The 26,058-nt window shown below is 44.1% G+C and carries 27 protein-coding genes; 23 read left to right on the forward strand and 4 right to left on the reverse strand.

The genetic code is table 11. The features are described 5' to 3' along the window. Positions 1–49 precede the first annotated feature (49 nt). From AC1DOK_RS22620 to AC1DOK_RS22695, 16 genes are all read left to right on the forward strand, one after another. Complete coding sequence (locus AC1DOK_RS22620) at positions 50–937, forward strand: phosphoribosylaminoimidazolesuccinocarboxamide synthase (RefSeq protein ID WP_477556567.1); 888 nt, start codon at positions 50–52, stop codon at positions 935–937. A gap of 37 nt (positions 938–974) precedes the next feature. Continuing rightward, entirely contained in the window at positions 975–1,214 is a 240-nt protein-coding gene (purS, locus tag AC1DOK_RS22625; RefSeq protein ID WP_477556568.1) for a phosphoribosylformylglycinamidine synthase subunit PurS, read from the forward strand. Between the two features lie 346 nt (positions 1,215–1,560). Then, entirely contained in the window at positions 1,561–2,256 is a 696-nt protein-coding gene (gene purQ / locus AC1DOK_RS22630; RefSeq protein WP_477556569.1) for a phosphoribosylformylglycinamidine synthase subunit PurQ, read from the forward strand. Next, positions 2,234–4,480 carry a phosphoribosylformylglycinamidine synthase subunit PurL gene (purL, locus tag AC1DOK_RS22635; RefSeq protein ID WP_477556570.1) on the forward strand — a complete coding sequence of 749 codons (2,247 nt, stop codon included), beginning with the start codon at positions 2,234–2,236 and terminating at the stop codon, positions 4,478–4,480. Before purQ ends, purL begins: the two co-directional genes overlap by 23 nt. Then, positions 4,465–5,952 carry an amidophosphoribosyltransferase gene (purF, locus tag AC1DOK_RS22640; RefSeq protein ID WP_477556571.1) on the forward strand — a complete coding sequence of 496 codons (1,488 nt, stop codon included), beginning with the start codon at positions 4,465–4,467 and terminating at the stop codon, positions 5,950–5,952. Before purL ends, purF begins: the two co-directional genes overlap by 16 nt. A 235-nt stretch (positions 5,953–6,187) precedes the next feature. Beyond that, positions 6,188–7,228: a phosphoribosylformylglycinamidine cyclo-ligase gene (purM, locus tag AC1DOK_RS22645; protein ID WP_477556572.1), complete on the forward strand. Its 1,041-nt coding sequence runs from the start codon at positions 6,188–6,190 to the stop codon at positions 7,226–7,228. Positions 7,229–7,230: 2 nt separating this feature from the next. Next, positions 7,231–7,857, forward strand: a complete 627-nt coding sequence (gene purN / locus AC1DOK_RS22650) for a phosphoribosylglycinamide formyltransferase (protein ID WP_477556573.1) — start codon at positions 7,231–7,233, stop codon at positions 7,855–7,857. 140 nt (positions 7,858–7,997) lie between these two features. Continuing rightward, on the forward strand, positions 7,998–8,204 hold the full coding sequence (locus AC1DOK_RS22655; protein WP_477556574.1) for a transcription initiation factor TFIIIB: 207 nt from the start codon (positions 7,998–8,000) through the stop codon (positions 8,202–8,204). Between the two features lie 25 nt (positions 8,205–8,229). Next, entirely contained in the window at positions 8,230–8,403 is a 174-nt protein-coding gene (locus AC1DOK_RS22660) for a hypothetical protein (protein ID WP_477556575.1), read from the forward strand. Between the two features lie 94 nt (positions 8,404–8,497). Next, on the forward strand, positions 8,498–10,039 hold the full coding sequence (purH, locus tag AC1DOK_RS22665) for a bifunctional phosphoribosylaminoimidazolecarboxamide formyltransferase/IMP cyclohydrolase (protein WP_477556576.1): 1,542 nt from the start codon (positions 8,498–8,500) through the stop codon (positions 10,037–10,039). Positions 10,040–10,152: 113 nt separating this feature from the next. After that, positions 10,153–11,418: a phosphoribosylamine--glycine ligase gene (purD, locus tag AC1DOK_RS22670; protein ID WP_477556577.1), complete on the forward strand. Its 1,266-nt coding sequence runs from the start codon at positions 10,153–10,155 to the stop codon at positions 11,416–11,418. A 184-nt stretch (positions 11,419–11,602) separates the two neighbouring features. Next, entirely contained in the window at positions 11,603–12,766 is a 1,164-nt protein-coding gene (locus AC1DOK_RS22675; RefSeq protein WP_477556578.1) for an iron-containing alcohol dehydrogenase, read from the forward strand. Between the two features lie 167 nt (positions 12,767–12,933). Then, a complete protein-coding gene (locus AC1DOK_RS22680; protein WP_477556579.1) occupies positions 12,934–13,452 on the forward strand; it encodes an NfeD family membrane protein in 519 nt (172 codons plus the stop codon). Positions 13,453–13,469: 17 nt separating this feature from the next. After that, entirely contained in the window at positions 13,470–15,116 is a 1,647-nt protein-coding gene (locus AC1DOK_RS22685; protein ID WP_477556580.1) for a flotillin family protein, read from the forward strand. A 372-nt stretch (positions 15,117–15,488) separates the two neighbouring features. Next, the gene (locus AC1DOK_RS22690; protein WP_477556581.1) at positions 15,489–16,265 is read left to right on the forward strand and encodes a DODA-type extradiol aromatic ring-opening family dioxygenase; all 777 of its coding nucleotides are present in this window, start codon (positions 15,489–15,491) and stop codon (positions 16,263–16,265) included. 127 nt (positions 16,266–16,392) lie between these two features. Then, complete coding sequence (locus tag AC1DOK_RS22695) at positions 16,393–17,442, forward strand: DUF2804 domain-containing protein (RefSeq protein ID WP_477556582.1); 1,050 nt, start codon at positions 16,393–16,395, stop codon at positions 17,440–17,442. Between the two features lie 72 nt (positions 17,443–17,514). Here the strand turns inward: AC1DOK_RS22695 and AC1DOK_RS22700 are convergent, their stop codons facing one another. After that, positions 17,515–17,919, reverse strand: a complete 405-nt coding sequence (locus tag AC1DOK_RS22700; RefSeq protein WP_477556583.1) for a thiol-disulfide oxidoreductase DCC family protein — start codon at positions 17,917–17,919, stop codon at positions 17,515–17,517. 86 nt (positions 17,920–18,005) lie between these two features. Between AC1DOK_RS22700 and AC1DOK_RS22705 the strand changes: the two genes are divergently transcribed. After that, positions 18,006–19,076 (forward strand): DUF3048 domain-containing protein, encoded by a 1,071-nt coding sequence (locus AC1DOK_RS22705; protein ID WP_477556584.1) that lies wholly within the window; start codon positions 18,006–18,008, stop codon positions 19,074–19,076. A gap of 84 nt (positions 19,077–19,160) precedes the next feature. Here AC1DOK_RS22705 and AC1DOK_RS22710 read toward each other — a convergent pair whose 3' ends face one another. Then, positions 19,161–19,682 (reverse strand): hypothetical protein, encoded by a 522-nt coding sequence (locus tag AC1DOK_RS22710; protein ID WP_477556585.1) that lies wholly within the window; start codon positions 19,680–19,682, stop codon positions 19,161–19,163. A 342-nt stretch (positions 19,683–20,024) separates the two neighbouring features. Between AC1DOK_RS22710 and AC1DOK_RS22715 the strand changes: the two genes are divergently transcribed. The 6 genes from AC1DOK_RS22715 to AC1DOK_RS22740 all read left to right on the forward strand — a co-directional run bounded on the left by AC1DOK_RS22715 (position 20,025) and on the right by AC1DOK_RS22740 (position 24,820). Continuing rightward, positions 20,025–20,315 carry a YerC/YecD family TrpR-related protein gene (locus AC1DOK_RS22715; protein ID WP_477556586.1) on the forward strand — a complete coding sequence of 97 codons (291 nt, stop codon included), beginning with the start codon at positions 20,025–20,027 and terminating at the stop codon, positions 20,313–20,315. A 314-nt stretch (positions 20,316–20,629) separates the two neighbouring features. Beyond that, complete coding sequence (locus AC1DOK_RS22720) at positions 20,630–21,559, forward strand: diacylglycerol kinase (RefSeq protein ID WP_477556587.1); 930 nt, start codon at positions 20,630–20,632, stop codon at positions 21,557–21,559. Positions 21,560–21,636: 77 nt separating this feature from the next. Continuing rightward, positions 21,637–23,058 carry a 23S rRNA (uracil(1939)-C(5))-methyltransferase RlmD gene (gene rlmD / locus AC1DOK_RS22725; protein WP_477556588.1) on the forward strand — a complete coding sequence of 474 codons (1,422 nt, stop codon included), beginning with the start codon at positions 21,637–21,639 and terminating at the stop codon, positions 23,056–23,058. 258 nt (positions 23,059–23,316) lie between these two features. After that, on the forward strand, positions 23,317–23,805 hold the full coding sequence (locus tag AC1DOK_RS22730; protein ID WP_477556589.1) for a barstar family protein: 489 nt from the start codon (positions 23,317–23,319) through the stop codon (positions 23,803–23,805). Between the two features lie 36 nt (positions 23,806–23,841). Beyond that, positions 23,842–24,354 (forward strand): protein kinase, encoded by a 513-nt coding sequence (locus tag AC1DOK_RS22735; protein ID WP_477556590.1) that lies wholly within the window; start codon positions 23,842–23,844, stop codon positions 24,352–24,354. A gap of 217 nt (positions 24,355–24,571) precedes the next feature. Beyond that, positions 24,572–24,820: a hypothetical protein gene (locus tag AC1DOK_RS22740; protein ID WP_477556591.1), complete on the forward strand. Its 249-nt coding sequence runs from the start codon at positions 24,572–24,574 to the stop codon at positions 24,818–24,820. A gap of 68 nt (positions 24,821–24,888) precedes the next feature. Here the strand turns inward: AC1DOK_RS22740 and AC1DOK_RS22745 are convergent, their stop codons facing one another. Both AC1DOK_RS22745 and AC1DOK_RS22750 read right to left on the reverse strand, forming a co-directional pair. Next, positions 24,889–25,038: a hypothetical protein gene (locus AC1DOK_RS22745; RefSeq protein WP_477556592.1), complete on the reverse strand. Its 150-nt coding sequence runs from the start codon at positions 25,036–25,038 to the stop codon at positions 24,889–24,891. 10 nt (positions 25,039–25,048) lie between these two features. Then, complete coding sequence (locus tag AC1DOK_RS22750; RefSeq protein ID WP_477556593.1) at positions 25,049–25,987, reverse strand: DUF418 domain-containing protein; 939 nt, start codon at positions 25,985–25,987, stop codon at positions 25,049–25,051. Positions 25,988–26,058 lie beyond the last annotated feature (71 nt).

A 26,058-nucleotide genomic window follows, 5' to 3' on the forward strand; every position in this document is an offset into this window, starting at 1 on the left:
TAGAACATAACGATTCAAACAATACAGTTGAGAACAAGGAGAATTGAGAATGAGTAATCAAGCATTATCCACTGCTGTGGATCTCGTTAAAGCACCACTGATTTATAAAGGAAAAGTACGTGAGCTCTACGATCTAGGTGAGCATCTGTTGATCGTTGTAACGGATCGCATTTCTGCTTTTGACTATGTATTAGAGCCAGCAGTACCTGATAAAGGGAATGTACTGAACTTGATCAGTAGAGCTTGGTTCGAGGTAACGGCACAATTTATGGAAAACCATGTTGTGCATACAGATGTTGATCAGTTAGGCGACATTATTGTCGATAAAGACGCACTACGTCATCGCATTATGGTGACTCGCAAAGCAACTCGTATTCCTGTAGAGTGTGTCGTTCGCGGTTACATTACAGGTGGTGGCTGGCGTCAATATCAAGAGACAGGTATGGTTAATGGCCATGTGTTGCCTGAAGGGCTTCGTAAGAATCAGCGCCTAGATCATCCGTTATTTACACCTGCTAAGAAGAATGATGTTGGACACGATGAGGATATTACAATTGCACAGATGGAAGCATGGCTTGGTGAGAACCTAACGAAACAGCTTGCTGAAAAAAGTATCATGCTCTACGTACTCGCTCATTCGTACTGTGAACAACGCGGAATTTTCTTGGCTGACACCAAATTAGAATTCGGATTTATTGATGATCAGATTCTATTAATAGATGAAATTTTCACACCAGATTCATCACGCTTCTGGGCTGCAGATAAATATGCACTAGATATTGAGATTGATTCAATGGATAAAGAGCCTGTTCGCAATTATTTAGCAAATTCGGATTGGGATAAGAATTCCCAGCCTGATCCATTACCAGAGCATGTGGTACAGGAGACTTCCAACCGCTATAAACAAATTCTAAATCTATTATTTGACGAGAAATAAGACATCATCTAACAAACACTCAAGGAGGATTATTCCTATGAAAGCAACCGTCTATGTGACGATTAAACAAAATGTATTAGATCCGCAAGGAAGCGCCGTAGAAGGCGCTTTGCATTCGATGGGTTTTGCAGAGGTAAGCAAGGTTCGTGTTGGTAAATATGTAGAGTTCGAACTAGACACAACAGACCGCGCAGAAGCAGAAGCTCGCATCACAACTATGTGTGAGAAACTTCTTGCTAACACTGTTATCGAAGACTATCGTTTTGAGCTTAACTAAAACATATCATCCTGTGTTGTGATAGGGAAATAGGTTTAGATGAGAGTTTAGTAGATTTCCCGAAAATCATAAGACGAAGTAAAGGGAAACGGAGAAATCATTTCTAGCGGAAAGTTTACGTCCGGCCTTTGAACTTGCATAGTTACCATATATTCAATTAATAAAAAGTATGCAAGTTCAACAGCCGGTGTAAGAGTTTTCGTAAGAAAACTAGCATCGGAAGCATATGCTTAGAAATGCATTTCGCAGTGGAATCTTAACGAAGTGTGTGTAACTTGATTTTCATTAGAAATATTCCGAACTTTCACATAGCCCCATTTCTCATATAAAAAGGAGGCATTACCCCATGAAATTTGCCGTTCTCGTATTCCCAGGATCGAATTGCGATATTGATTGCTATAAAGCAGTGGAAGATTGCGTAGGCCAGCAAGTTGATTATGTATGGCATACGGCAACGGATTTGTCAGCTTATGATTGTATTCTTGTACCTGGTGGATTCTCGTATGGTGACTATTTACGCTGTGGTGCGATTGCTAGATTTGCCCCAGTAATGACAGCATTATCAGAAGCTATTAATCAAGGTAAATATGTCTTAGGAATTTGCAATGGATTTCAAATTCTTACGGAAGCGGGTCTATTGCCAGGAGCACTTCTACGTAACGAAGCGTTGAAGTTCCGTTGTCATCAAACACCACTTGTAGTTGTAAATAATGAGAATCCATTCACAACTGAATATGCTAAGGGTGAAGAGATTAATATTCCGATTGCTCATGGCGAAGGTAATTACTATGTAGATGATCAGACGCTTAAAGAGCTCGAAGCAAATAATCAAATCGTATTCCGGTATAAACAAGATACTAATCCGAATGGTTCTCTTGATGATATTGCTGGTGTATGTAACAAGCAAGGCAATGTTGTTGGTATGATGCCGCATCCAGAGCGAGCTGTGCATGATTTGCTCGGTTCTGCTGATGGCAAACGGATGTTTACTTCAATTCTAAATGCATGGAGGGTTAAACATGACGCAGCAGTTATCCGCTAAAGAACCGACCGCAGAGCAAATTGCCGATCAGCAAATTTACAAGCAAATGGGCGTATCCGATAGTGAATATTCGCTGATCTGTGGACATCTTGGCCGTAAGCCTAACTATGTAGAGATCGGTGTTTTCTCCGTAATGTGGTCAGAACATTGTGCATATAAAAATTCGAAAAATCTGCTTAAACGTTTCCCGATTACTGGACCACGTGTACTTATGGGACCAGGTGAGGGAGCAGGAATTGTAGACATTGGGGACAATCAAGCGGTTGTATTCAAAATCGAGTCCCATAACCATCCTTCCGCAATTGAACCGTATCAAGGTGCTGCGACAGGTGTTGGTGGTATTATCCGAGATATTTTCTCAATGGGTGCTCGCCCAATCGCGTCCCTTAACTCTCTTCGTTTCGGTAAGCTTGAGAATGATCGTGTGAAATATTTATTTGAGAATGTTGTATCGGGGATTGCTGGCTATGGTAACTGTATCGGGATTCCGACGGTTGGCGGCGAAGTGATGTTCGATGAGAGCTATGAAGGTAATCCACTCGTTAATGCGATGTGTGTAGGTCTAATTGATCATGACAAAATCCAACGTGGTGTCGCTAAAGGTGTAGGCAACCCTGTTTACTACGTAGGCCCTGCAACAGGACGCGATGGGATTCATGGTGCGACATTCGCATCAGAAGAATTGTCTGCTAAATCAGAAGCTAAGCGTGCCGCTGTACAAGTTGGCGATCCGTTCATGGAGAAGCTAGTGATGGAATCATGTCTAGAGTTGATCGATTCTGGTATCGTAATTGGTATACAAGATATGGGTGCAGCAGGTCTTACATGTTCCTCATCAGAGATGGCTTCGAAGGCAGGCAACGGTCTTGAGCTATACCTCGATGAAGTGCCACAGCGTGAAACAGGTATGACACCTTACGAAATGATGTTGTCTGAATCGCAAGAGCGTATGCTATTCGTTATTGAAGAGAAGGATGAGCCCGTTGCGATGGAGATTTTTGACCGTTGGGGCGTTATTTGCAAGAAGGTTGGTAAAGTAACAGATGACGGACAATTGAAATTATTCCATGGTGGTGCAGTGGTTGGTGAAATGCCAGTTACAGCGTTAGTGGATGAATGTCCTGTATATAACAAACCATCCAAAGTGCCTGCTTATTATGAAGCGAATGCGACTGTGGATACAACTCGCTATGCAGAAGTAACAGATTTGAATGGTGCTTTATCGAAGATTTTGGCGTCACCAACTGTAGCAAGCAAAGAGTGGGTTTATAACCAATACGATTACATGGTACGTACTTCGACTGCGGTTCGCCCAGGTTCGGATGCTGCTGTCGTGTTAGTTCCAGGCACTCGTAAGGCTCTAGCTATGACAACGGACTGTAACAGCCGATTTGTATACCTGGATCCTGAAGTGGGTGGACGGATCACATTGAGTGAGGCTAGTCGGAATATTGTGTGTTCAGGCGCTGAACCATTAGCGGTTACAGATAATTTGAACTTTGGTAGCCCTGAGAAACCAGAAATTTTCTGGCAAATGGAGAAATCAGTTGACGGGCTTGCAGAAGCTTGTCGTGAACTCAATACGCCTGTTATTGGTGGTAACGTATCGCTATATAACGAAACACCGCAAGGTGCAATTCATCCGACTCCTGTAGTTGGAATGGTTGGCTTGATTCATGATGTGGATCACATTACGACTCAAAGCTTCAAGGATGCTGGTGATGTGATTATTCTGTTAGGAGATACCAAAGCTGAGCTAGGTGGATCTGAATTCCAATATGTGATTCACGGTGTAACAGAAGGTCGTCCTCCAGAGCTTAACTTAGCAACAGAGAAGAAGTTACTAGCAACTGTGCTTGAACTTATTCAGCAAGGTAAAGTGAAATCTGCGCATGACTTATCAGAAGGCGGACTTGCGGTAGCAGTAGCTGAGTCCTGTATTTCTGGTGGTGTTGGAGCTGAGGTTAACTTTGCGTCTGATTTACGTATGGACTTCGCTTTATTCAGTGAGAGCCAATCTCGTATTCTACTATCAGTTGCTCCTGAGCAAGCTGAGGCAGTGGTTAAATCAGCAGCAGCGCAAGGCGTACCTAGCCAAGTAGTAGGAACGGTAACGGCTAATAAGCAATTAAACATCGCAGTGAACGGCGCTCCTTCGATTGGAGCTGAAGTGGATACATTGGAAGCAATCTGGAAGGATGCGATTCCATGTCTCATGAGCTAAAAGATCAAGCTTTATCCTTGTGGACTGGCGATTATTATAACGAAGGTATGAATGTCGGCGATGGCATATTCGATAAGCTCGGCGAAGAATGCGGTGTATTCGGCGTATGGGGGCATGGGGACGCGGCGTCCCTATGCTACTACGGGCTACATGCTTTACAGCATAGAGGCCAAGAAAGCGCAGGTATTTGTACGAATGATAACGGCGAATTCCATTATTATCGTGGGATGGGTCTAGTTAAAGAAGTGTTTAACAACACGAATCTCAAAGACTTAACCGGAACGAATGCAATTGCACATGTACGCTATTCTACAGCTGGCGAGAGTAAGCTAGTCAACGCACAACCACTTGTATTCAAATACCGTGGCGGCGATCTTGCGATTGCAACGAACGGGAATATCGTGAATGCGAAGGAGCTTCGTCAGCGTCTTGAGAATGATGGATCTATCTTTCAAACAAGCTCTGATACCGAAGTGCTAGCCCATCTAATCGCACGTTCTAAGCAAAACAATATCGTTGATGCTGTAAAAGATGCTCTTGGGCAGCTTATCGGTGCTTATGCCTTCTTAATTCAGACGCAGGATACGTTAATTGCTGCGCTTGATCCGAATGCACTACGTCCATTTGCAATGGGACGTCTAGGTGAGGCTTATCTGTTCGCTTCAGAAACTTGTGCATTCGACACAGTTGGTGGCATCTATGAGCGTGATGTTCAAGCAGGAGAGATCATCGTATTTCAGCGTGATCAAGAGATGCGGATTGAGCGATATGCAGAAGCCAAGAACAAAGCCGTTTGTTCAATGGAATATGTCTATTTTGCCCGTCCAGACTCTGATATAGATACCGTGAATATTCACGCAGCTCGTAAGCGTATGGGCAAAAGATTAGCGATGGAAGCATTCACGGATGCAGATGTTGTTACAGGAGTCCCCGATTCATCGATTTCAGCAGCGATTGGTTATGCCGAGCAGACAGGAATTCCGTACGAGCTTGGTCTAATCAAGAATCGTTACACAGGACGTACATTTATTGAACCAAGCCAGGAACTGCGTGAGCAAGGTGTGAAGATGAAGCTGAGTGCAGTCCGTAAAGTAGTTGAGGGCAAGCGTGTCATCATGATTGATGATTCCATTGTCCGTGGGACAACTTCACTACGGATCGTCAACTTACTTCGCGAAGCGGGTGCTACAGAAGTGCATGTACGTATTTCATCACCTCCCTTCCAGAATCCATGCTTCTATGGAATTGATACACCAACTCGCAAAGATTTAATTGCAGCTACCCATTCACTTGAGGAAATGCGCAAAGCAATCAATGCGGATTCGATTTATTTCTTAAGCAAGCAGGGTATGCTCGATGCAATCGGTCTAGGACCTAATGGCGAACACAATGGTGGCTGCTGTACCGCTTGCTTCGATAATCACTACCCAACACCAGTCGATGATGAAGATACGAAGAATTGTTCTTGTTAAAATAAATCAGGTTTCGATTATGATTTGTGCTCAGAGTAAAGGAACGTAGGGTTGTGTAAATCCTGAAAAGCGATAGCGTTCGCCCTTTGAAATTCTATTCTTGCATCATCATGTGTTATTCAATAAGGAGAATAGAATTTCAACAGGCGATGTAAGGATTTACACAAACTCGTAGTGACTAAGCGAATGAAGCTCGATCCATAATCGGTTCCCACACTCAAAGGAGATGGAAGCTGTGTCAGAAGCATATAAAAAAGCCGGAGTCGACATTGCAGCAGGCAATGAAGCAGTCGAACGCATGAAGAAACACGTACAGTCCACAATGCGTCCTGAAGTCATGGGCGGTCTAGGTGGATTCGGTGGTTTGTTCGGCCTGAATAAAGACAAATACGAGGAGCCAGTGCTTGTATCGGGTACAGATGGTGTTGGCACGAAGCTGAAAATTGCCTTTGCGATGGATAAACATGACACAATTGGGATTGATGCAGTGGCCATGTGCGTGAATGATATTATTGTTCAAGGCGCAGAACCGCTATTCTTCCTCGATTACCTCGCTTGTGATAAAGTTATTCCTGAGAAAATCGAAGCTATTGTCAAAGGTGTTGCGGATGGCTGCTTGCAGTCAGGCTGTGCATTAATTGGCGGAGAAACAGCTGAAATGCCTGGGATGTATGCCGATGGCGAGTACGACATTGCCGGATTTACCGTGGGTATTGTAGATAAGAAGAAAATGATTGACGGATCGACGATTAAACCGGGAGACGTCGTGCTTGGGCTAGCTTCCTCTGGTGTACATTCCAATGGATTCTCGCTTGTACGCAGATTGTTACTAGAAGAACAAGGCTATTCACTGCATGACGAAATCGCTGAACTAGGCTGTAAGCTTGGAGATGCTCTACTTGCACCAACGCGAATTTACGTGAAGCAAGTATTAGCTATTCTTGAACAGGTTCAAGTAAAAGGGTTAGCACATATTACGGGTGGCGGTTTTATCGAGAACATTCCACGCGTGCTTCCACAAGGTGTCAATGTAGCGATCGATTACGGCTCATGGCCAATCCTGCCTATCTTCGAGCTTATGCAGCGTGAAGGTGGCATCTCGAATCGCGATATGTTCACGACATTCAATATGGGAATCGGTATGGTAATGGTCGTAGACGCTAGCCAAGCTGAAGAAGCAATTCGTATTGCGGAATCACAGGGTGAAACGGTATATCGTATCGGAACTGTTACGGAAGGTGACCGAATCGTTACCTTTAATGGAGCGGAGGTCTAGGCATGACTGAGCAGACAAAAGCTGCTTATCGCATTGCTGTATTCGCTTCTGGCAGCGGTTCGAACTTTCAGGCAATTGTAGATGCTGTTGCAAGTAGCAAGCTTGATGTTCAGATCGAGCTGCTCATTTGTGATCGTCCGCAAGCGTATGTGATAGAGCGGGCAAAGCAGGCAGATGTGCCTGTTTTTGCTTTTCGCCCTAAAGATTATCCGAATCGTGAGTCATATGAACTCGTAATCCTAGAGGAGCTTAAGCAGCGTGGTGTTGACCTAATCGTGCTTGCTGGGTACATGCGTATTATTACGAATGTTCTAGTTGAGACTTATGAAGGTCGTATGATTAATATCCACCCTTCGCTACTCCCAGCATTTCCAGGTGTAGATAGTATTGGACAAGCGATTGCATACGGTGTAAAAGTAACGGGAGTCACGGTGCATTATGTAGATGGAGGACTCGATAGTGGTCCTATCATCGCCCAGCAGGTTGTGGACATTAGGGCAGGTGAACCTGTGGATGAGTTAGCTGAACGTATGCATACAGCAGAGCATGAATTGTATCCAGAGGTTATACGCTTGCTTAGTGAGGGACGGGTGCAACTCGAAGGACGACAAGTCACGATAACTTCCTAACGAAACTTCCTAAAGATAACCATAACCTTCTAATGAATTAGATAAATGAATATAGTCATGAAGGCATGAAGACATAAAAGAAAACACCCTGCATAATACTTTGGGTAGCAAATGACGGGCTATTGAAGGAGATATGATTTATGAGCGATTTAAGCAATCGTATAACAGAATGTCCGAATTGTGGTTGTAGAGAGCTTGGCAAAGGAAAACAGGATGGTTACGCAACAATGTATAATGCCAACAAAGTGTTCAGCATGGGATCCAAGATATTTCATAGCATTTGTACCCGTTGTGGCTTGATCGTTCAGAGCTATGTGGAGAAGCCGGAGCGGTTTAAAGAAGAGTAGTGGACAGTTAAATCATAATCAGTGCTTGCTAAAGAGAGTACCATATGCAGATCGTAGCGGAGGGAACGGAATTGTCCTGAAGAAGCGAAGCGTTCGCCTTTGCCACCGGATTTCAACCGCTATAAGCGGTATAGGATCAAGAAATCTGGGGGCAACAGCGATCGGAAGGACAATCCGTTCACACAGCGTTCATCTATAGGCAATGTTTTAGACAATGATTTTGGTGACGAGCCGTCATTAATGAACTAGTTTCCATAATCAATAAATAAATTAATCAGATAGGGGATACAATTGTGGCAATCCAAAGAGCTTTAATCAGTGTTTCGGACAAAACAGGTCTAGTAGAGTTTGCGCGTGAGTTAGCAGGACTAGGTGTAGAGTTAATTTCAACAGGTGGAACTAAGACGTTACTTGAACAAGAGGGCGTTCCTGTCATTGGAATTTCCGAAGTAACAGGTTTCCCAGAAATTCTCGATGGACGTGTCAAAACTTTGCACCCAGCTGTTCACAGTGGACTTCTAGCTGTTCGTGACTCAGTAGAGCATCAGAAGGCAATGAAAGAGCTTGGTTTAGACTACATTGATCTAGTGGTTGTGAACCTATATCCTTTTGCAGCGACGATTGCTAAGCCTGATGTGTCTTATGAAGATGCGATTGAGAACATTGATATTGGTGGACCTACGATGTTACGTTCAGCAGCTAAGAATCACGCATTCGTAACGGTTGTTGTAGATAGTGCGGATTATGCTTCGATAGTTGAAGAAGTGCGTGCTGGAGGGGATACCACTCTTGATACGCGCAAACGTCTAGCAGCTAAAGTGTTCCGTCATACAGGAGCATACGATGCATTGATTGCAGATTATCTATCCAAACAGCTGGGCGAAGTATTCCCAGAGAAATATACAGTTACTTATGAAAAGGTTCAGGATCTACGATACGGAGAAAATCCACATCAACAGGCTGCCTTCTATCGCAAGCCGCTTGCTGCAGCGGGTTCATTAGCGACAGCTGAGCAGCTGCATGGTAAGGAATTATCTTACAACAACATCAATGATGCCAATACAGCAATTGCAATTGTTAAAGAATTTAGTGAGCCTGCAGTAGTTGCGGTGAAACACATGAATCCTTGTGGAGTGGGCATCGGTGAGAATGTGCTAGCTGCGTTTAAGAAAGCGCATGATGCTGATCCTACATCCATATTCGGTGGAATTATCGCATCTAATCGTACAATTGATGGTGCTACTGCTGAGCTATTGCATGATATTTTCTTGGAGATCATCATTGCACCGGATTTCACACAGGAAGCACTAGATCTTTTGATGAAAAAGAAAAATATTCGCTTAATGAAGCTTGATCCGAATACGAGTGTCAAAACAGCGCAACACGTAATTACTTCCGTAGAAGGCGGTATGCTAGTACAGGATAGCGATGTCTACTCACTTACTGAACCGGACTTGACCGTTGTTACGGATCGTAAGCCGACTGAAGCGGAAATGAAGCAGCTTCTATTCGCATGGAAGGTTGTTAAGCATGTGAAGTCGAATGCGATTGTACTTGCTGCTGACGATATGACAATCGGTGTAGGCGCTGGGCAAATGAACCGTGTAGGCGCGGCTAAAATTGCTATTGAGCAAGCTGGAGATAAAGCGCGTGGATCTGTCCTAGCATCAGACGCATTCTTCCCTAAAGGCGACACGCTTGAAGAAGCGGCTAAAGCTGGTATCACAGCGGTAATCCAGCCTGGTGGTTCCATCAAGGATGAGGAATCCATTCGTGTTGCGAATGAACAAGGCCTTGCTATGGTAATGACAGGCGTACGTCATTTTAGACATTAAGAGAGTAAGTTAGTAACGTCGTATGATATAAGTACAATCGTGATATGACATAGGTACTGTCGTATGACATCAAGCTTGCACTCGTTAAATAGATATGTGGAGGGACTAGCGTCATGAAAATACTCGTTGTAGGACGGGGCGGACGTGAGCATGCGATTATTTGGAAGCTCAGTCAAAGTCCCAAAGTAACCAAGCTGTATTGTGCGCCAGGTAATGGCGGTATTGCTTCACTTGCAGAGTGTGTGCCCATTACGGAAATGCAGTTCGAACAACTAGCGCAATATGCGATTGCTGAAAAGATCGATCTTGTCTTCGTAGCGCCAGATGACCCATTAGCAGCTGGTTTGGTCGATTTCCTTGAAGCAAGAGGCGTTAGAGCCTATGGACCTCGTGCAAATGCAGCTTTAATTGAAGGCAGCAAAGCCTTCATGAAGGATTTACTTCGTAACTATAATGTGCCGACTGCGGCATACGAAACATTCGATACTTATGAAGCTGCACTAGCGTATTTGCGTAAGCAATCTACACCGATTGTGATTAAAGCGGACGGACTAGCCGCAGGCAAAGGTGTTATCGTTGCGCAGACAATGGAAGAGGCAGAGCAGGCTCTCAAAGAAATTATGCTGGACAAGGTATTCGGCGTGTCTGGCTCGCAAGTAGTGATCGAAGAGTTCTTGCAAGGACAAGAAATGTCCTTGCTTGCCTTCGTCGATGGTGAAGTTGTGCGACCGATGATGCCGTCGCAGGATCACAAGCCTGTGTTCGACGGAGACAAGGGTCCGAACACAGGAGGTATGGGCACGTATTCACCCGTGCCCCACATTCCACAAGCTGTCGTAGACGAGGCGATCGAGACGATCGTAATTCCGACAGCTAAGGCAATGGTCGCGGAAGGCCGACCCTTCCGCGGAATCCTCTTCGCCGGCTTAATGATCTCGCCGGACGGAACACCCAAAACGATCGAGTTCAACGCTCGTTTTGGGGACCCAGAGACGCAGGTGTTACTGCCGCGTCTTAGGACAGATCTGCTCGACATCATCCTCGCCTCGCTTGAAGGGCGACTCGCTGAGCTACCGATCGAGTGGAGTGATGATGCCGCAGTCTGCGTCATCCTTGCCTCTGGCGGGTATCCGGGCAACTACCCGAAAGGCTTGCCAATCAGCGGCCTAGATGCGAAGCACGAGCATTGCATCGTGTTCCACGCAGGAACCGCGCTGTCGGAGGACGGCACGCTCCTGACTAACGGCGGTCGCGTCCTCGGCATAACTGGCTTAGGCGCTAATATTGCAGAAGCACGTGAACGTGCCTATGCAACAGCTAACGCCATCCAGTTCGAAGGCAAGCAGAATCGCACTGATATTGCGATGAAGGCACTTTAGAAACAACAGCTAGTAAGGATATCTAGGCACACCTTCTGAAGAGGGTGTGCTTTTTCTTTTGATAAGAAATAGGCGTATAATCACTACTGGTGTCTATGTGAAGCTAATATTTATTAGTTTTTTCATAGTGGAATATATTAGTTGAAGTATAATGAAAAATATACAGAATTTAGGGAGGCGTATCATGGAAAACTTCACATTTCATAATCCAACGAAGTTGATATTTGGTAGAGGGCAAGTGAGTAATTTAACGACGGAGGTACCTCGTTATGGAACTCGGGTGCTGCTCGTGTATGGCGGCGGGAGTATAAAGCGCAATGGTCTCTATGATCAAGTGCTTCAGCATTTAGCAGAGATTGATGCGCATGTAGTGGAGCTAAGTGGCGTTGAGCCGAATCCACGATTGTCTACGGTATATAAGGGTGTAGACCTGTGTAAGTCGGAACAAATTGAGCTCATTCTTGCAGTAGGCGGAGGCAGTGTGCTTGACTGCGCGAAGCTGATTGCCGCAGGAGCCAAATATGATGGAGATGCTTGGGATTTCTGCATAAGGAAAGCAGTGGCTAAGGATGCACTGCCTATCGGTACGATCCTGACAATAGCTGCAACAGGCTCTGAAATGAATGGGAATTCGGTAATTACTAACTGGGATACGAAAGAGAAGAATGGTTGGGGCAGTCCGCTTGTGTACCCGAAATTCTCTATTCTAGATCCAGTCTATACGATGTCGCTACCTAGGGATCAGACGATTTATGGCATGGTGGATATGATGTCACATGTGTTAGAGCATTATTTTCATCATGAGCCGAATACACCATTACAGGATGGCTTCTGTGAGACATTGCTTCGTACAGTGATCGAGACTGCGCCGCTATTACTTGCGGATTTGCAGAGCTATGAGCATCGTTCTACGATTCTCTACTGCGGGACAATGGCGCTCAATGGCGTACTGAATATGGGGTACAGGGGTGACTGGGCAAGTCATAATCTGGAGCATGCAGTGTCTGCTGTATATGATATTCCACATGGCGGAGGACTGGCGATCCTGTTCCCGAACTGGATGAACCATGTACTGGATGGCAATGAAGCAAGATTCAAGAAGTTTGCTGTGAATGTGTTTGGTATCGATCCGGCTAGCAAAAGTGATCGTCAAGTAGCTGAGGAGGGTATTGCTGCACTTCGTTCATTCTGGAACTCCATTGATGCGCCTAATCGTCTAGCTGACTACGAAATAGATGATTCTCAGCTCGAAGTGATGGCTCAGAAAGCTGTTGCTTTTGGTGAATATGGTAACTTCAAAACTCTTAATTATGAGGATACATTGGCAATATACAGAGCATCTCTATAGCAACACATCCTTAAATAGGAAAATATTATGAAACTTATTTCCAAATTCTGCGTAATAAATTATGAATAAATGATTTAGTTGTTAAGTGAATCAGTTTCATAGCGCTTCATTTAAGCTGAGCTGTGGGATTGATTCACGTGTTTGTTTCTATGGGAAGGAGAGGTGAGATGATTACATTTTATTGGAGCTGTTTTGCAGGTGGAGTGATTTTTGCCCTGATTAGTGTTCTGCTCGGCGATATCATTAGCCAAGCGATTGATGGCGTACTGGATTTCTTGTCATTTGATTTCCTGCAGCCTATGGTGATTGCAACGGCCATAACGTCAATGGGTGGAGCGGGTATATTGCTGACGAAATATTCGTCCCTTAGTAGCTTGTTCGTACTCCTGATATCGGTCGTCCTTGCACTATTGCTTGCAGTTGCGGTCTATTATGGTTATGTGAAGCCGATGCAGAATAGTGAAAATTCAACGGGATTCTCCATTCAAGATCTCCAAGGCAAAATGGGTCAGGTTACTGTATCCATCCCTTCGCATGGATTTGGTGAGGTGCTTGTGCGAGTCGGTGCAGGACACACGAATCAAATTGCAGCGAGTTTCGAACGGACGGATATACTGGAGGGCACACGAATCGTTGTCGTAGATATTCGAGAGAGTGTTCTGTATGTATCCGAAATAACGATTTGAGAATAGGAGTGATTTAAGTGCCAGATTTGGGCGAATTCGATTATCTGTTAATTCCGATTATTATCATTGCTGTCATTGTCGTGTTAGGTTTAGCTTTTTGGGCTCGTTACCGAACGGTCGGTCCAGAGAAAGCCATGCTGGTGACAGGTTCGTTTCTTGGTGGAGGAGCTACGATTTCTACAGACGAATCCGGGCGTAAAATCAAAATTATTCGTGGTGGAGGAGCTTTCATTTGGCCGATCTTCCAGCAGTCACAGTACATATCCTTACTATCACATAAGCTGGATGTATCGACACCTGAGGTGTACACCGAGCAAGGCGTTCCCGTTATAGCCGATGGTGTTGCGATCATTAAGGTTGGCGGTACCGTTGAAGATATCGCAACTGCAGCAGAGCAGTTCATTGGCAAGCCAATTGAAGCGTTGAAGAGCGAAGCGCAGGAAGTGCTAGAAGGTCATCTACGGGCTATTCTCGGCTCGATGACGGTGGAGGAAGTGTATCGTAATCGAGATAAGTTTGCGCAAGAGGTACAGGGAGTAGCTGCGCGAGATTTGAAGAAAATGGGACTGCAAATTGTCTCCTTCACAATCAAGGATGTGCGAGATAAGCAAGGTTACCTAGATGCACTCGGTAAGCCTCGTATCGCTGCAGTTAAGCGGGATGCAGAAATTGCAGAAGCGGAAGCAGTGAGAGATGCGAGAATCCAGAAGGCCAAAGCTGAGGAAGAAGGACAGAAGGCAGAGCTTATTCGCGATACGAATATTGCGGAAGCAGGCAAGACGAAGGAACTGAAGGTCGCTGCCTTTAAGAAAGAACAGGATACAGCCAAAGCGGAAGCGGATCAGGCTTATCAGATCCAAGAAGCGAAGGCGAAGCAAGTGATGGTTGAGGAGCAAATGAAGGTCGAGCTTGTTCGTAAGGAACGTGAAATTGACTTGCAGGACAAGGAAATTCAAGTTCGTCAGAAGCAGTTCGATGCAGATGTGAAGAAGAAGGCTGATGCTGATAAATATGCTGTTGAGCAGGCGGCAGAAGCAGACAAATCCAAGAAAATGCGCGAAGCGGAAGCGATGCAGTACTCCATTGAAACACAGGCCAAAGCGAATGCTGAGCAGAAGCGACTCGATGGTATGGCGATAGCAGATGCGGAGCGTGCTAAAGGTACAGCTGATGCAGATGTCATTCGTTTGCGAGGCTTAGCGGAAGCGGAGGCGAAGGAAAAGCTGGCAGAAGCATTCCAGAAATTTGGCGAAGCAGCGGTACTCGATATTATTGTTAAAATGCTACCAGAGCTTGCGGCTCGTATTGCTGAGCCACTAGCATCGATCGATAAGCTGACAGTAGTGGATACAGGTCATGGCGAAGGCGCTGCTCGAGTAAGTAATTATGTGACGCAGCTAATGGCAACTGCCCCTGAAATGCTGCGCAGTGTTTCTGGTATTGATCTTGAGCAGCTGATTAAGGGAATGACGCAGAAGGTAGGTCAGCTAGCAGCTCCTGCGCAGCTAGCAGCTCCTGCGCAGCTAGCAGCTCCTGCGCAGCTAGCAACTCCTGCGCAGCTAGCAGCTTCTGCGCAAGTAGCGGCATCAGAAGCAACGCCAGTTCCTGTATCAAAGCCAGCTTCAGTGGAGCCATCCATAGTTAAAGACGTAGAGACTAATTAATATTGGCATTATAAATATAGAATAATAAAGGCTCAACACCAAAATCAGTGCTTGAAAAAATGTAATGGTGCCGATAGATAAACGCTACGTGGACGGATTGTCCTTTCACTGATTAAGATTTAGAGCCCTTAACTAATTTGAATATAATTTAATTCAGTTTAATTTAGTTAGTCAATATTCAAAGTGACCACTGTCCAAGATGTTATTGGGCAGTGGTCTTGTTTGTTTTAGGGGTGTTTGTTTTAGCGCCTAAGTCTAAGGGTATGTAAGGGTGACACGTTATCCGAGTATTCATGATATGATGATGTGAGGTTAGAAGGTACGCATGATAGGATGATGTAAGGATAGAAGATACGAAGGAGGGCTTATGACATGATCTATCCATCATTATTTGTTGCACATGGTGCGCCGACATTAGCGACTGAAGATACACCCTATACGCGTTATTTGGATCAGCTGTTTACTTCCACGTTGCCTAAGCCAGAGGCTATTGTGATATTTAGTGCCCACTTTGAAAGTAGCATTCAGCAGGTCTCCACTGTTAAGGAATATGATACGATTCATGACTTTTACGGATTCCCACCAGAGTTGTATGAGTTAAGATACCCTGCTCAAGGAAATCCGGAGCTTGCTCAGGATATTCTCGATCTATTCGCAGATGAAGGGATTAAAGCAGAATCAGATAGTAGTAGAGGGTTAGATCATGGCGCTTGGGCACCTCTAATCAGGTTATTTCCTCAGGCTAATATTCCTGTTGTTGCGCTATCGGTTAATCCAAGATTAACGATCGAAGAGCAGTACCGCATTGGTAAAGCACTATCTCCGTTACGGGATCGAAATGTACTTATTATAGGTAGTGGAGGTACGGTGCATAATTTGTACCGTGTGAATTGGGATGCGCAAGAGCCTGATGCTTGGGCAGTTGCTTTTGATGAATGGCTTGAAGAAACACTTGAAACGTGGAATACGCGTGCATTATATGATTACGAGAATGAAGCTCCATTTGCTCAAGAAGCAGTTCCAACAAGTGAGCATTTTGTCCCAATTGTACTAGCGATGGGAGCGGGGGATCAAGGTAATGAAGCCAAGCTGCTCTATCGAGGCTATCAATACGGCTCGTTAAGCTTGAGTGTATGGCAGTTTGATTAGAATAAATAAATGTTTAATTTAGAAAAGTTAATTAGCTCTTGTTGAATAAGCTTGACGAGCTAGTCGAGGTTATATACGATAATAGTAACAATTTTGTGACAATTATAGGAGTCATGGGGGGTACAGTATGATAATCCGCAATTTGCTATCTACTGTATATCGCACACATGAGAAGGAAATTACACAACAGGTTGATCTATGCGATACACAGGGCAAACTGTTACTAAGCAGTGTTGGATGGTCAAGACAACCGATTATACGCTGTAATGTAACAGGTCATCCGTTACGCAAGAAGAAATGGAATTATTGGTGCGTAACTAATCCGGAATGTATGTTCTCAGTAACGATTTCGAACATTGATTACGCAGCTGTCATGTTCATGTATTTACTAGATTTTAAAACGATGGAATTCGAAGAGCGGACTTTAGTAGTTCCATTAGGTAAAGGCTGTCAAATGCCTGATGAGGTGAATGCTTCTGTAGAATTCACCAGTAAAAAGATGCAAATTGCATTCTTTTATGAAAACGGTATCACAACCATACAAGTACGCTGCGAAGAGTTTGGTGGGAGGTTACTAACCGCAGAACTAGAAATCAACTGTCCTGATGGGCATGATACGCTTAATGTAGTTGTTCCCTGGAGTGCGGATCGGTTTCAATTTACTTCTAAGCAGAACTGTTTAAGAACCAAGGGTAAGATTGTATGGGGCGACAGGGAGTATTCGTTTGATCCTTCGAATGCTTTTGCCTGTCTAGATTTTGGGAGAGGTGTCTGGCGATATAAATCGACTTGGAACTGGGCTTCAGCATCAGGTGTGCAGAATGGTCGTACGATTGGTATTACATTCGGTGGTCAATGGACGGACGGCACAGGTGTAACAGAGAACGGGATTCTTGTCGATGGACATTTAAGCAAAATTGGAGAGGAAATTCTCTGGAAGTATGATTCGAATCGTTATATGGATCCATGGACACTTCAGACGGTCAAAACAGATCGTATTTCGCTGACTTTCGTTCCTTTCTATGAGCGAATAGCGAAGACGAAAGCCGTGATTATCGACTCCGAGGTCCATCAGATGATTGGCCGGTTCTCAGGTTATGTTATAACGGATGAGGACGAGAAGCTGGAAATTGATTCTATGATCGGTTGGGCAGAAGACCATCGTGCTCGGTGGTAGCAGGATATATAGTTGGATTAATATGTCAAAAAATTTGCGAGAGTTGTACAATAATGATAAAGTAATAGCGATTCATTGATCGATAAAACGTCGTTTAAGCTCAGGTGTGGGAAGCATGCACGAATCTGTACGACCAAACCAAGTGTAGCGATGGCGAGCTATCCATTTATAGATGTGGTTTCTTAAGGGTCTAGGTACGATGATGAACATATAGAGTAGAGGCCATGGTCTGTGTAATCGCTTGGCAATGCGCAGCGCAGCAGTAGACTGTGTGTAGGCTTGTCCTTGCTCGATTAACAAGATCGTATCGTTTGAATCGGAAGGTATTCTTGCTTCAAGCAGTAGCCTTTGACCAGCTTCTGATTGTAGAGGAGCAAACATGAAGCGTTCCGTAGGATCACGACGAATGATGAACGTAACTGCTCCATTACAGAGGTTGCAGACGCCATCAAACAGAATGACAGGTGAATCGTTCATATTATGTACCTCGCGTTTCGTCAGATTTCATCTTATTTAAAGTAAAGTGTAGCACATAAACAAAAATAAGTGGGGATGGCATATGTATGAAGAGTAGAAATACGGCTCAGAGAAATCGATATTTACGACAGAATGCGTTAGTAATGCTTATAGGGGTAATCCTTCTAGTTGCAATAACAGGCTGTTCTACGGAAACATCTGAAGAAGTCGTTCCTACTCCGATCCCAGTAGCTACTATTCAGCCGACAGCTGAGCCGACACCGACGCCAAGTGGTTATCGTATGCCGCTCACGGGTCTTCCAGCTAGTGAACCGATGCAGACTCGCCCAGTTCTCATAACAGTCGAGAATTCACCGCAGGCTCGTCCTCAAACTGGCTTAGATAAAGCGGATGTTGTGTATGAAGTACTGGCAGAAGGCGAAATCACGCGGTTCCTTGCGATCTATCAGAGCCAGAAGGTAGATACGATCGGACCTGTTCGGTCGATGCGGCCTTATTTTGTAGAAATTGGTGATGGCTATGATGCTGTACTTGTCCATGCGGGCTGGAGCTCAGATGCGATGGCTATGATGCAGCAGAAGAAAACCAATCACCTCGACCAAGTGTATGGGGATGATGCTTTCTACTGGCGGTCCAAAGAACGTAAAGCACCACATAATTTATATACATCTACTGAAAAAATTGGACAAGGCGTCGTGAAGCGTAAATTTCGTCAGGAATGGAATGAGCGTAGCCTGACTTATGCGAGTGAGAATTCTCGTGTGTTTCTAGAGCAAAGCGCTCAAACGATCGAGATTCCCTATCTTATGGGCTACAAAGTATCCTATGAATATGATCTGACTAGTAAACTATATAAGCGCTCGATGCTCGGTAAACCGCATTTGGACAAGGAAACCAACCAGCAGCTTACTGCTAAGAATTTAATGATCATTGAAGCACAGCATAAAGTACTCGACAAAGAAGGACGTCGGGACGTCGATGTAATGGGTCCTGGTAAAGGTATTATTATTCAAGAGGGCAGAGCACAGAACATAACCTGGGAACGCAAAAATGGTATTATCCGTGCCTTTCTGAATGGCAAAGAGGTTCCATTACTTTCAGGTAATACGTGGGTGCAAATTGTACCCATTGGAACGATTGTAACAATCGGATCGTAATAAACAGGGGTCGTCTGAGATGCACAGATCGTCCGACGACCGCATACCGCATCTGTGTAGGGTAAACGTCTGCTCATGAGCTCTTTAGCGTTTACGTTTGCTGGTTGGGCTAGTTGATTTCTTCTTCGTGGTGACAGAGTTCTTCTTTTTGTTGGAAGCCTTGCGCTTGGACTTAGGAGTAGAGGCTTTGGCTGAGTTAATACCGCCTTTAGTCTTGCTACCACCGAAAGTATTGTATAGCATTTTGATCATAGGTGCCATTTGGGTAACGGATTTCATAAAGCCTTGCACTTTACCGAAGGTGTTGACGATTCCGTCAATTCCGCCCATACGATCGAGGTATCCCTTGAGCTGATTAAAGCTCAGCAAACTTGCGATACCGCCGGCGCGATCAGCAGTGACCACTTCGGTCACCTGTGCAACTGGGACTGGTAGGTTAGAGGGAAGAGATTGATCCCCAAACGCATTGCCAGTTGCATTCCCTAGATTATTACTGATTCCTGGATAAATATCATCGGGAGCTGGAGGACCGCCACCTGGATTGCCAAATGCAAGTATGTTTGCATTATCCGATCCATTGCCGAAGCTTTGATTGTAGTTATTCACGCTAATCACAATCCTTTATTCAAGGTGTAAACCTAGTGAACCTCATGTTTTTCTGTTCCTTATGAATAGAGAAATGAATAGAGATTGAAACTTATCCGTCTAACTCAGACGGTCAAACGTGTTCTTATTGATCTTCTTCTTGTATTGTATGTGATCGTTATATAAGCGGATTGGACTCCTGTCATGCATGGTCACATTTTACATCGTTAACGCATAAAAATTTTAACGTTATGCTAAAGTAAAGGAAGGATTTAAGCAGACATGTGTCGAAAAGGTATATGTCCGTTTATATTTATGGCTTCACATACTAGTAGCTAATAGTTAGTAGGGGTTGATAATGATATGCAGCTTAAGAAATTAAATGATAAGGCTATTGATCAATTATTTGAAGCGGTTCTAACGCTAAAGGATGTGGAAGAATGTTATGTATTCTTCGATGATCTATGTACAGTGAATGAGATTCAATCATTGTCCCAACGCTTAGAGGTAGCACGTATGCTACGCAAAGGCTATACCTATAATCAGATTGAAGCTGAAACAGGCGCTTCAACCGCAACGATATCTCGTGTTAAACGTTGTTTGAATTATGGTAACGATGGTTATTTGATGGCCCTTGACAGATTAGATCGTTAGAATCGTTTGTGTAGAGCCATAGATCGCAAGGAATCATAAGTAAATTATTTGTAGATAAGATCAATCCTATTTTACTTTTTGTAAAGTGGGATTTTTCGTCTTTCAAGAAGTTATAAGAAGAACATGAGTTCGAGTGAAGTGAGGTTGATTGACTAACAGATCGTCTATTCGCCTGACCAAGTTGACATTGTATAGTTGATTAGATAGCATGAGGTTAATAAAAGTGATAATTCCAAATAACAACTTGAGAAACCATATATAAGGTTAACTTATACCAAGCTTGTTATATTTAGATTGAAGTGGTGATAAAGGGTATGGTCAAACGAGCAAGGCTTATTTATAATCCAACATCCGGTCGCGAAGAAATGCGCAGGAGACTGTCTGATATTCTACAGCGCCTCGAAAGTCAGGGTTTAGAAACATCGACTCATGCGACAACTGGAGAAGGTGACGCAACACGTGCGGCTGCTGAAGCTGTTGAACGTGGGTTCGATGTCATTATATCCGCAGGTGGAGATGGCACGCTCAATGAAGTTATTAACGGAATGGCAGAGAAGGAACATCGTCCAACCTTAGGAATTCTGCCGCTTGGAACGACGAATGACTTTGCCAGAGCGCTTGCTATTCCCCGTAATTGGGAAGCTGCATGTGATCTGATTACCGCAGGCAATACGAAAAGTATTGATGTAGGTAAGGTGAATGATAACTATTTCATTAATATTGTGGGCGGAGGCTCTTTCACCGAACTGACCTATGAGGTGCCAAGCCGGCTGAAGACTCTACTAGGTCAGCTTGCTTATTATATGAAGGGACTTGAGAAGCTACCTAGGCTTAAGCCAATAGAGCTGCATTTGAAGTCTGAGGAGATTGAGCTGCAAGAAGAAGTCATGATATTCCTGATTTCGAATAGTAACTCGGTTGCAGGTCTTGAAAAGCTAGCACCTAGTGCCAGTCTTAGTGATGGTCTGTTCGAAGTAACGGTCTTACGCAAATGTAATTTAGCAGAATTCATCCGAATCGCTACATTAGCACTGCGAGGCGAACATCTGAATGATCCACATGTCATTCAGTTCCATTCCAAACGCATTGAAGTCACCTCGCCAGACTATGTTCAGTTGAATGTTGACGGAGAGCTTGGGGGCATTCTTCCATGTGTAATTGAGAATTTACCTAATCATATAGATATTTGCATCGATCCATCAGGACACTCGACTTACCGAGGTAAAGGGTACCTTAAAGAGTAGAGTCTATCTGACAAGTGAAGGATAAACATAAATTTACAATAATTTGTTTTATTGTTGAAGTTACGGAGTGAACATACATGAATCGCACGGAAATACCGGTTGTTAAGAATGGCGAGTACATTGCTGAAGTCGTTGGCATTGGACATGAAGGCGAAGGGGTAGGCCGTGTAGATGGCTTTACCCTTTTTATTCCTGGGGCACTGCCCGGTGAGAAGGTACTTGTTAAGGTAGTTAAGCTCAAAAAGCAATATGGCTACGGTAAGCTGATACGCGTGCTAGAGAATAGTGCTGATCGGATTGAAGCACCTTGTGAAATTTACAGTAAATGTGGTGGCTGTCAGCTCCAGCACCTCAGCTACGAAGCGCAGCTTCGCTGGAAGCGCCAGCTAGTCGTCGACAACTTGGAGCGGATTGGGAAGTTGAGAGTAGCGGGACAAGAAGCTGCTGACTCCTCTGATTCTGGGATTGTCGTTTATCCAACTCTTGGTATGCAGGACCCTTGGCGTTATCGGAACAAGGCTCAGGTTCCTCTTGGCGAGGAGCAAGGTGGATTAGTAGGTGGCTTCTATGCACAGGGAAGTCATCGCATCATTGATATGGATAGCTGCTTAATTCAGCATGAACGTAATGATACTGTTGTAGCTAAGATCAAAGAGATTGGCCGACGCTTAGGCGTATCTGCTTATAATGAACAAACCCATAGCGGTCTGCTTCGCCATGTTGTTGTGAAGGTGGGCTTCCGGACGGGTGAGACCATGGTGGTCTTAGTGACGAATGGAGAAAAGATTCCGCAAGTGGATGCGTGGATTGCAGGGATTAGGGAAGCATTGCCTGAGGTTGTATCCATTGTTCACAACATCAACCGTGAGAAGACGAATGTGATATTTGGCTCGAAGACGCGTGTCATTTGGGGACAAGAGTACATCTATGACTATATCGGAGATGTGAAGTTCGCAATCTCCGCGCGATCGTTCTATCAGGTGAATCCTGTACAGACGGAAGTCTTGTACGGGAAGGCGTTAGAGTACGCCGCGTTAACTGGCGATGAAGAAGTGATCGATGCCTATTGCGGCATCGGAACGATTTCGCTGTTCCTTGCGCGGCATGCACGCAAGGTGTATGGCGTCGAGATCGTGCCGGAGGCGATCGCGGACGCGAAGCGTAATGCCGAGTTAAACGGCATTACGAATGTTGACTTCGGCGTCGGTGCCGCCGAAGCAGTGATCCCCGCGTGGCAGCGCGCGGGGATGAACGCCGACGTGGTGGTCGTAGACCCACCACGCAAGGGATGCGACGCGGAGCTCATCGCGTCGATTCTTGCGATGCGGCCGCGCCGCATCGTCTACGTTTCGTGCAACGCATCGACACTAGCCCGTGACCTCCGTCTGCTCGAGGACGGAGGCTACCGCACCGAATGCGTGCAGCCGGTGGACATGTTCCCGCATACTGTACATGTGGAGTGCTGTTCACTATTAGTTTGGAACGGAAATAACGAATGAGAAGTTAATGTGGGATTGCCCTCTCTTCATTGAGAGGGTATTTTTTTGTCTTCACAAGGGAGCGGGAGTTGGATGCCATAGGACACTCGGGGGGGTGGATTACAGCTAAATGAATGTCTCTGTTATCAATATCGGGCAGTACACATCTTCTCAGCAACCAGACGTAAAAATTTTTACGATACGAAAGGGGAATTACCAACATATGGTACAATAGGTTTAGGTAATTGTTCTGATGAAAGTTGTTTGGGGGTTAGATAGATGGAGCGAGAAGTATTATGGAAGTCGTTGATGATGAACGGTTCTATAGTTATGTTTTGGAGACAAAGCATATTAGAAAAATACACTGAAAATATAAGAAATGAAGGTTTTGAAATATATCTCTTTGACTGTGAATCATGGGATAAGGATACTTGTCTTTTGGAATTAGGTAATACTCTTGAGTTCCCAGAATACTACGGTAAAAACCTAGATGCGTTTAATGATTGCCTTTCCGACATTGTCTCTAGCAATGAAGGTTTTGTTCTGGTCTTCAAGAACTTCGACAAATTCAATGAACGAGATAAAGATACTGCATACCATGTGCTGGACATTATCCAAGATAATTCATGGAAATTACTTGTCGGAAACCAAAAAAAGTTGATGGCTTTTTTGCATTCGAGTGACCCTCAATTACATATTCAATCTGTAGGAGCAATGCCTGTGCTTTGGAATAACGAAGAATGGCTTAGTAAGACGAGAGGTCTGTAATAAGATCGCGATTTTATAGGAGTAGGTGGGTAATTCATGGATTTTTTTGCATCACTAACTTATATTTATATGCTTGGGCTTGGTTGTGGCATATGGAGCAAAAAGGAAATCATTGATTGGTGTGACAAAGTAATTGAAGTAAAGGAAGATCCACCATATGAGATTATAGAACTTTCTTTAATGTCTAACGCAAAAATTGATGATATTGAAGGAAAATTGTTGGACTTAAGCAAGGTAACAGAAGATAATTACTCAGTAAAGATATTGCTTGGTGTATTGTATAAAAAAATCAATCGAAAACAAATGCAAATGGAACAAGCGATAAAATGCAGTACAAGGCTTTTAGTTCGAACTGGGCTGTATAATGAAAAAGAGTATTACAACCTATACGGTATTGACGACAGTTTTGATTTAGCTAAAGCTGGAGTTTATGGTGATTTAACAGACGCTGAAGATTCATACCTTGATGAAATAAGAGTATTCAGTAAGTATTTTGATGAGTTCCATCAAAAATACCATACAGAAATGAACAACGAGTGGGATTGCTAAAAGAACAATTTGATTAAAGAGGAGTAGTGCCGTGAAAATTGGTTTCAATCAAAGTGACATAGATTTCTCTGCTTACAAAGGGCAAATATTAATCATAGAAGTAATGGGATGTTTGGTGAAATTCCGAGCATTAAAGATCATATTCCCGTCGAAGAAGTCGGGTTGTCAAAGCCACATGTGAGCGTTTGATGCCAATGCAAGCGGATTCGAAGTTACAATGTTTTATGTTGGTCTGGGTGATTATCGTTTAAATATTGAAAGAGTTGCGGCTCGAGTTAGTAATGGCGGGCATGATATTCCTACTGAGGATATTATCAGACGACATGACACTTCAATTCAAAATTTACTTTCTCACCTTCATTTGCTTGACCGTCTGATCGTTATAGATAACAGCCGCGCAGAAGGTGAAATTGCACTTGTAATAAGATGCGGATCGATCATAAGCTGTTTGTTCCTTGATTTATAAGGGTTTTGAGTGAGTGAATAGAGGAAGTTGGGGACGAAATGGGGACGTGAGCTATTCACGTCCCTATTTTAATCGTGATTGAGGCTTGCCGGATACATTTCCATCCGATGAAGATCAATGACCATGTTGCTATTCTTAATGATGTCTAGACCGATGAGGCCATTAATGTAATTAATATCATCATGAAAAACACCAAAATCAATAGGGATGTCTTCCATGATAAAATCGCTACAATTTAATCCTCCCATACGTCCCCACACGCCATACATATTCAATAGGCCCCATTTTAAAGCGACGCAGCCAAAGTGTACTGGCTATCATCTGTCCAATAAGAATAAGAACAGCCGTTAGATAGAGTGTAGAGCGATGCACATTATCGAACCAGTTGAGCGAATGAGCGAGTGTAAGAATAATAACGGTCTGTAACAGATAGTTAGTCAGTGCCATTCTGCCTATATTGGCTAACGGCGTGAGTAGACGCTGAACGGAGCTTCGTTGCATGAGTAGGATAATCGTCGTGACATAGAACACGCTGAGGGGAAGTCCACCCACCGCTAGTGCAACGTCTAACATACCTGATTCATTCAGAATCATTTCTTGAACGAAATACATCGGAACGATTAACACGAATGTTGTGATTTGTGTTCGTCTCAAGCCTCTTCTGTAGCGCTCAGGATCTTCGAATAGTCCGATTTGGCCTGTCCAATGTCCGAGCAAGAACATGCCAAGCACAAGAACTGGGAAGCCTAACCAGCAGCCTGCTATGGTGAAGAACAACCCGGAAGATAGCACGATCGTAGGTTTGGCACGGTGGAACGGAATAAGTAAGAACCCTATGATCGCATAAATCAATAGTGCTTCTCCAGGTTGAAAGATATGATGAATAGCACCGATGATGAGTAGAATAAGTAGCCTGCGGATAAATAGCTTTATAGGACTTTGTCCTTTAGCCTTGGCTCTAGAAGTGAAGATATAGAACCCTACACCGAATAGATAGGAGAAGATAACAAAGAATCTGTGGTTGATTGCGACAAACGACACTTTGGAGAGCATGAGATCGAGTGCACTAAAGTCACTATTCACATAAACCATTTGCTCAATGTTAATAAAGATAATGCCTAGCAGCGCGAATCCGCGAAGAACATCAAGAGTAATCATTCTTTTCATAAGGGAATTCCTTTCTGATGACCGCCTAAGTCGTATATTTAGTAAAGGTTAGACTTAAACCTTACCAGATC

The organism is Paenibacillus sp. P5_B5, from assembly GCF_056400365.1.

What these genes read in the sequence shown, in the direction of transcription:
- AC1DOK_RS22620 (WP_477556567.1), top strand. Translation starts at nt 50, where the DNA reads ATGAGTAATCAAGCATTATCCACTGCTGTGGATCTCGTTAAAGCACCA.
- purS (WP_477556568.1), top strand. Translation starts at nt 975, where the DNA reads ATGAAAGCAACCGTCTATGTGACGATTAAACAAAATGTATTAGATCCG.
- purQ (WP_477556569.1), top strand. Translation starts at nt 1,561, where the DNA reads ATGAAATTTGCCGTTCTCGTATTCCCAGGATCGAATTGCGATATTGAT.
- purL (WP_477556570.1), top strand. Translation starts at nt 2,234, where the DNA reads ATGACGCAGCAGTTATCCGCTAAAGAACCGACCGCAGAGCAAATTGCC.
- purF (WP_477556571.1), top strand. Translation starts at nt 4,465, where the DNA reads ATGTCTCATGAGCTAAAAGATCAAGCTTTATCCTTGTGGACTGGCGAT.
- purN (WP_477556573.1), top strand. Translation starts at nt 7,231, where the DNA reads ATGACTGAGCAGACAAAAGCTGCTTATCGCATTGCTGTATTCGCTTCT.
- AC1DOK_RS22655 (WP_477556574.1), top strand. Translation starts at nt 7,998, where the DNA reads ATGAGCGATTTAAGCAATCGTATAACAGAATGTCCGAATTGTGGTTGT.
- purD (WP_477556577.1), top strand. Translation starts at nt 10,153, where the DNA reads ATGAAAATACTCGTTGTAGGACGGGGCGGACGTGAGCATGCGATTATT.
- AC1DOK_RS22675 (WP_477556578.1), top strand. Translation starts at nt 11,603, where the DNA reads ATGGAAAACTTCACATTTCATAATCCAACGAAGTTGATATTTGGTAGA.
- AC1DOK_RS22680 (WP_477556579.1), top strand. Translation starts at nt 12,934, where the DNA reads ATGATTACATTTTATTGGAGCTGTTTTGCAGGTGGAGTGATTTTTGCC.
- AC1DOK_RS22690 (WP_477556581.1), top strand. Translation starts at nt 15,489, where the DNA reads ATGATCTATCCATCATTATTTGTTGCACATGGTGCGCCGACATTAGCG.
- AC1DOK_RS22695 (WP_477556582.1), top strand. Translation starts at nt 16,393, where the DNA reads ATGATAATCCGCAATTTGCTATCTACTGTATATCGCACACATGAGAAG.
- AC1DOK_RS22700 (WP_477556583.1), bottom strand. Translation starts at nt 17,919, where the DNA reads ATGAACGATTCACCTGTCATTCTGTTTGATGGCGTCTGCAACCTCTGT.
- AC1DOK_RS22705 (WP_477556584.1), top strand. Translation starts at nt 18,006, where the DNA reads ATGAAGAGTAGAAATACGGCTCAGAGAAATCGATATTTACGACAGAAT.
- AC1DOK_RS22715 (WP_477556586.1), top strand. Translation starts at nt 20,025, where the DNA reads ATGCAGCTTAAGAAATTAAATGATAAGGCTATTGATCAATTATTTGAA.
- AC1DOK_RS22720 (WP_477556587.1), top strand. Translation starts at nt 20,630, where the DNA reads ATGGTCAAACGAGCAAGGCTTATTTATAATCCAACATCCGGTCGCGAA.
- rlmD (WP_477556588.1), top strand. Translation starts at nt 21,637, where the DNA reads ATGAATCGCACGGAAATACCGGTTGTTAAGAATGGCGAGTACATTGCT.
- AC1DOK_RS22730 (WP_477556589.1), top strand. Translation starts at nt 23,317, where the DNA reads ATGGAGCGAGAAGTATTATGGAAGTCGTTGATGATGAACGGTTCTATA.
- AC1DOK_RS22735 (WP_477556590.1), top strand. Translation starts at nt 23,842, where the DNA reads ATGGATTTTTTTGCATCACTAACTTATATTTATATGCTTGGGCTTGGT.
- AC1DOK_RS22740 (WP_477556591.1), top strand. Translation starts at nt 24,572, where the DNA reads ATGTTTTATGTTGGTCTGGGTGATTATCGTTTAAATATTGAAAGAGTT.
- AC1DOK_RS22745 (WP_477556592.1), bottom strand. Translation starts at nt 25,038, where the DNA reads ATGGAAGACATCCCTATTGATTTTGGTGTTTTTCATGATGATATTAAT.
- AC1DOK_RS22750 (WP_477556593.1), bottom strand. Translation starts at nt 25,987, where the DNA reads ATGAAAAGAATGATTACTCTTGATGTTCTTCGCGGATTCGCGCTGCTA.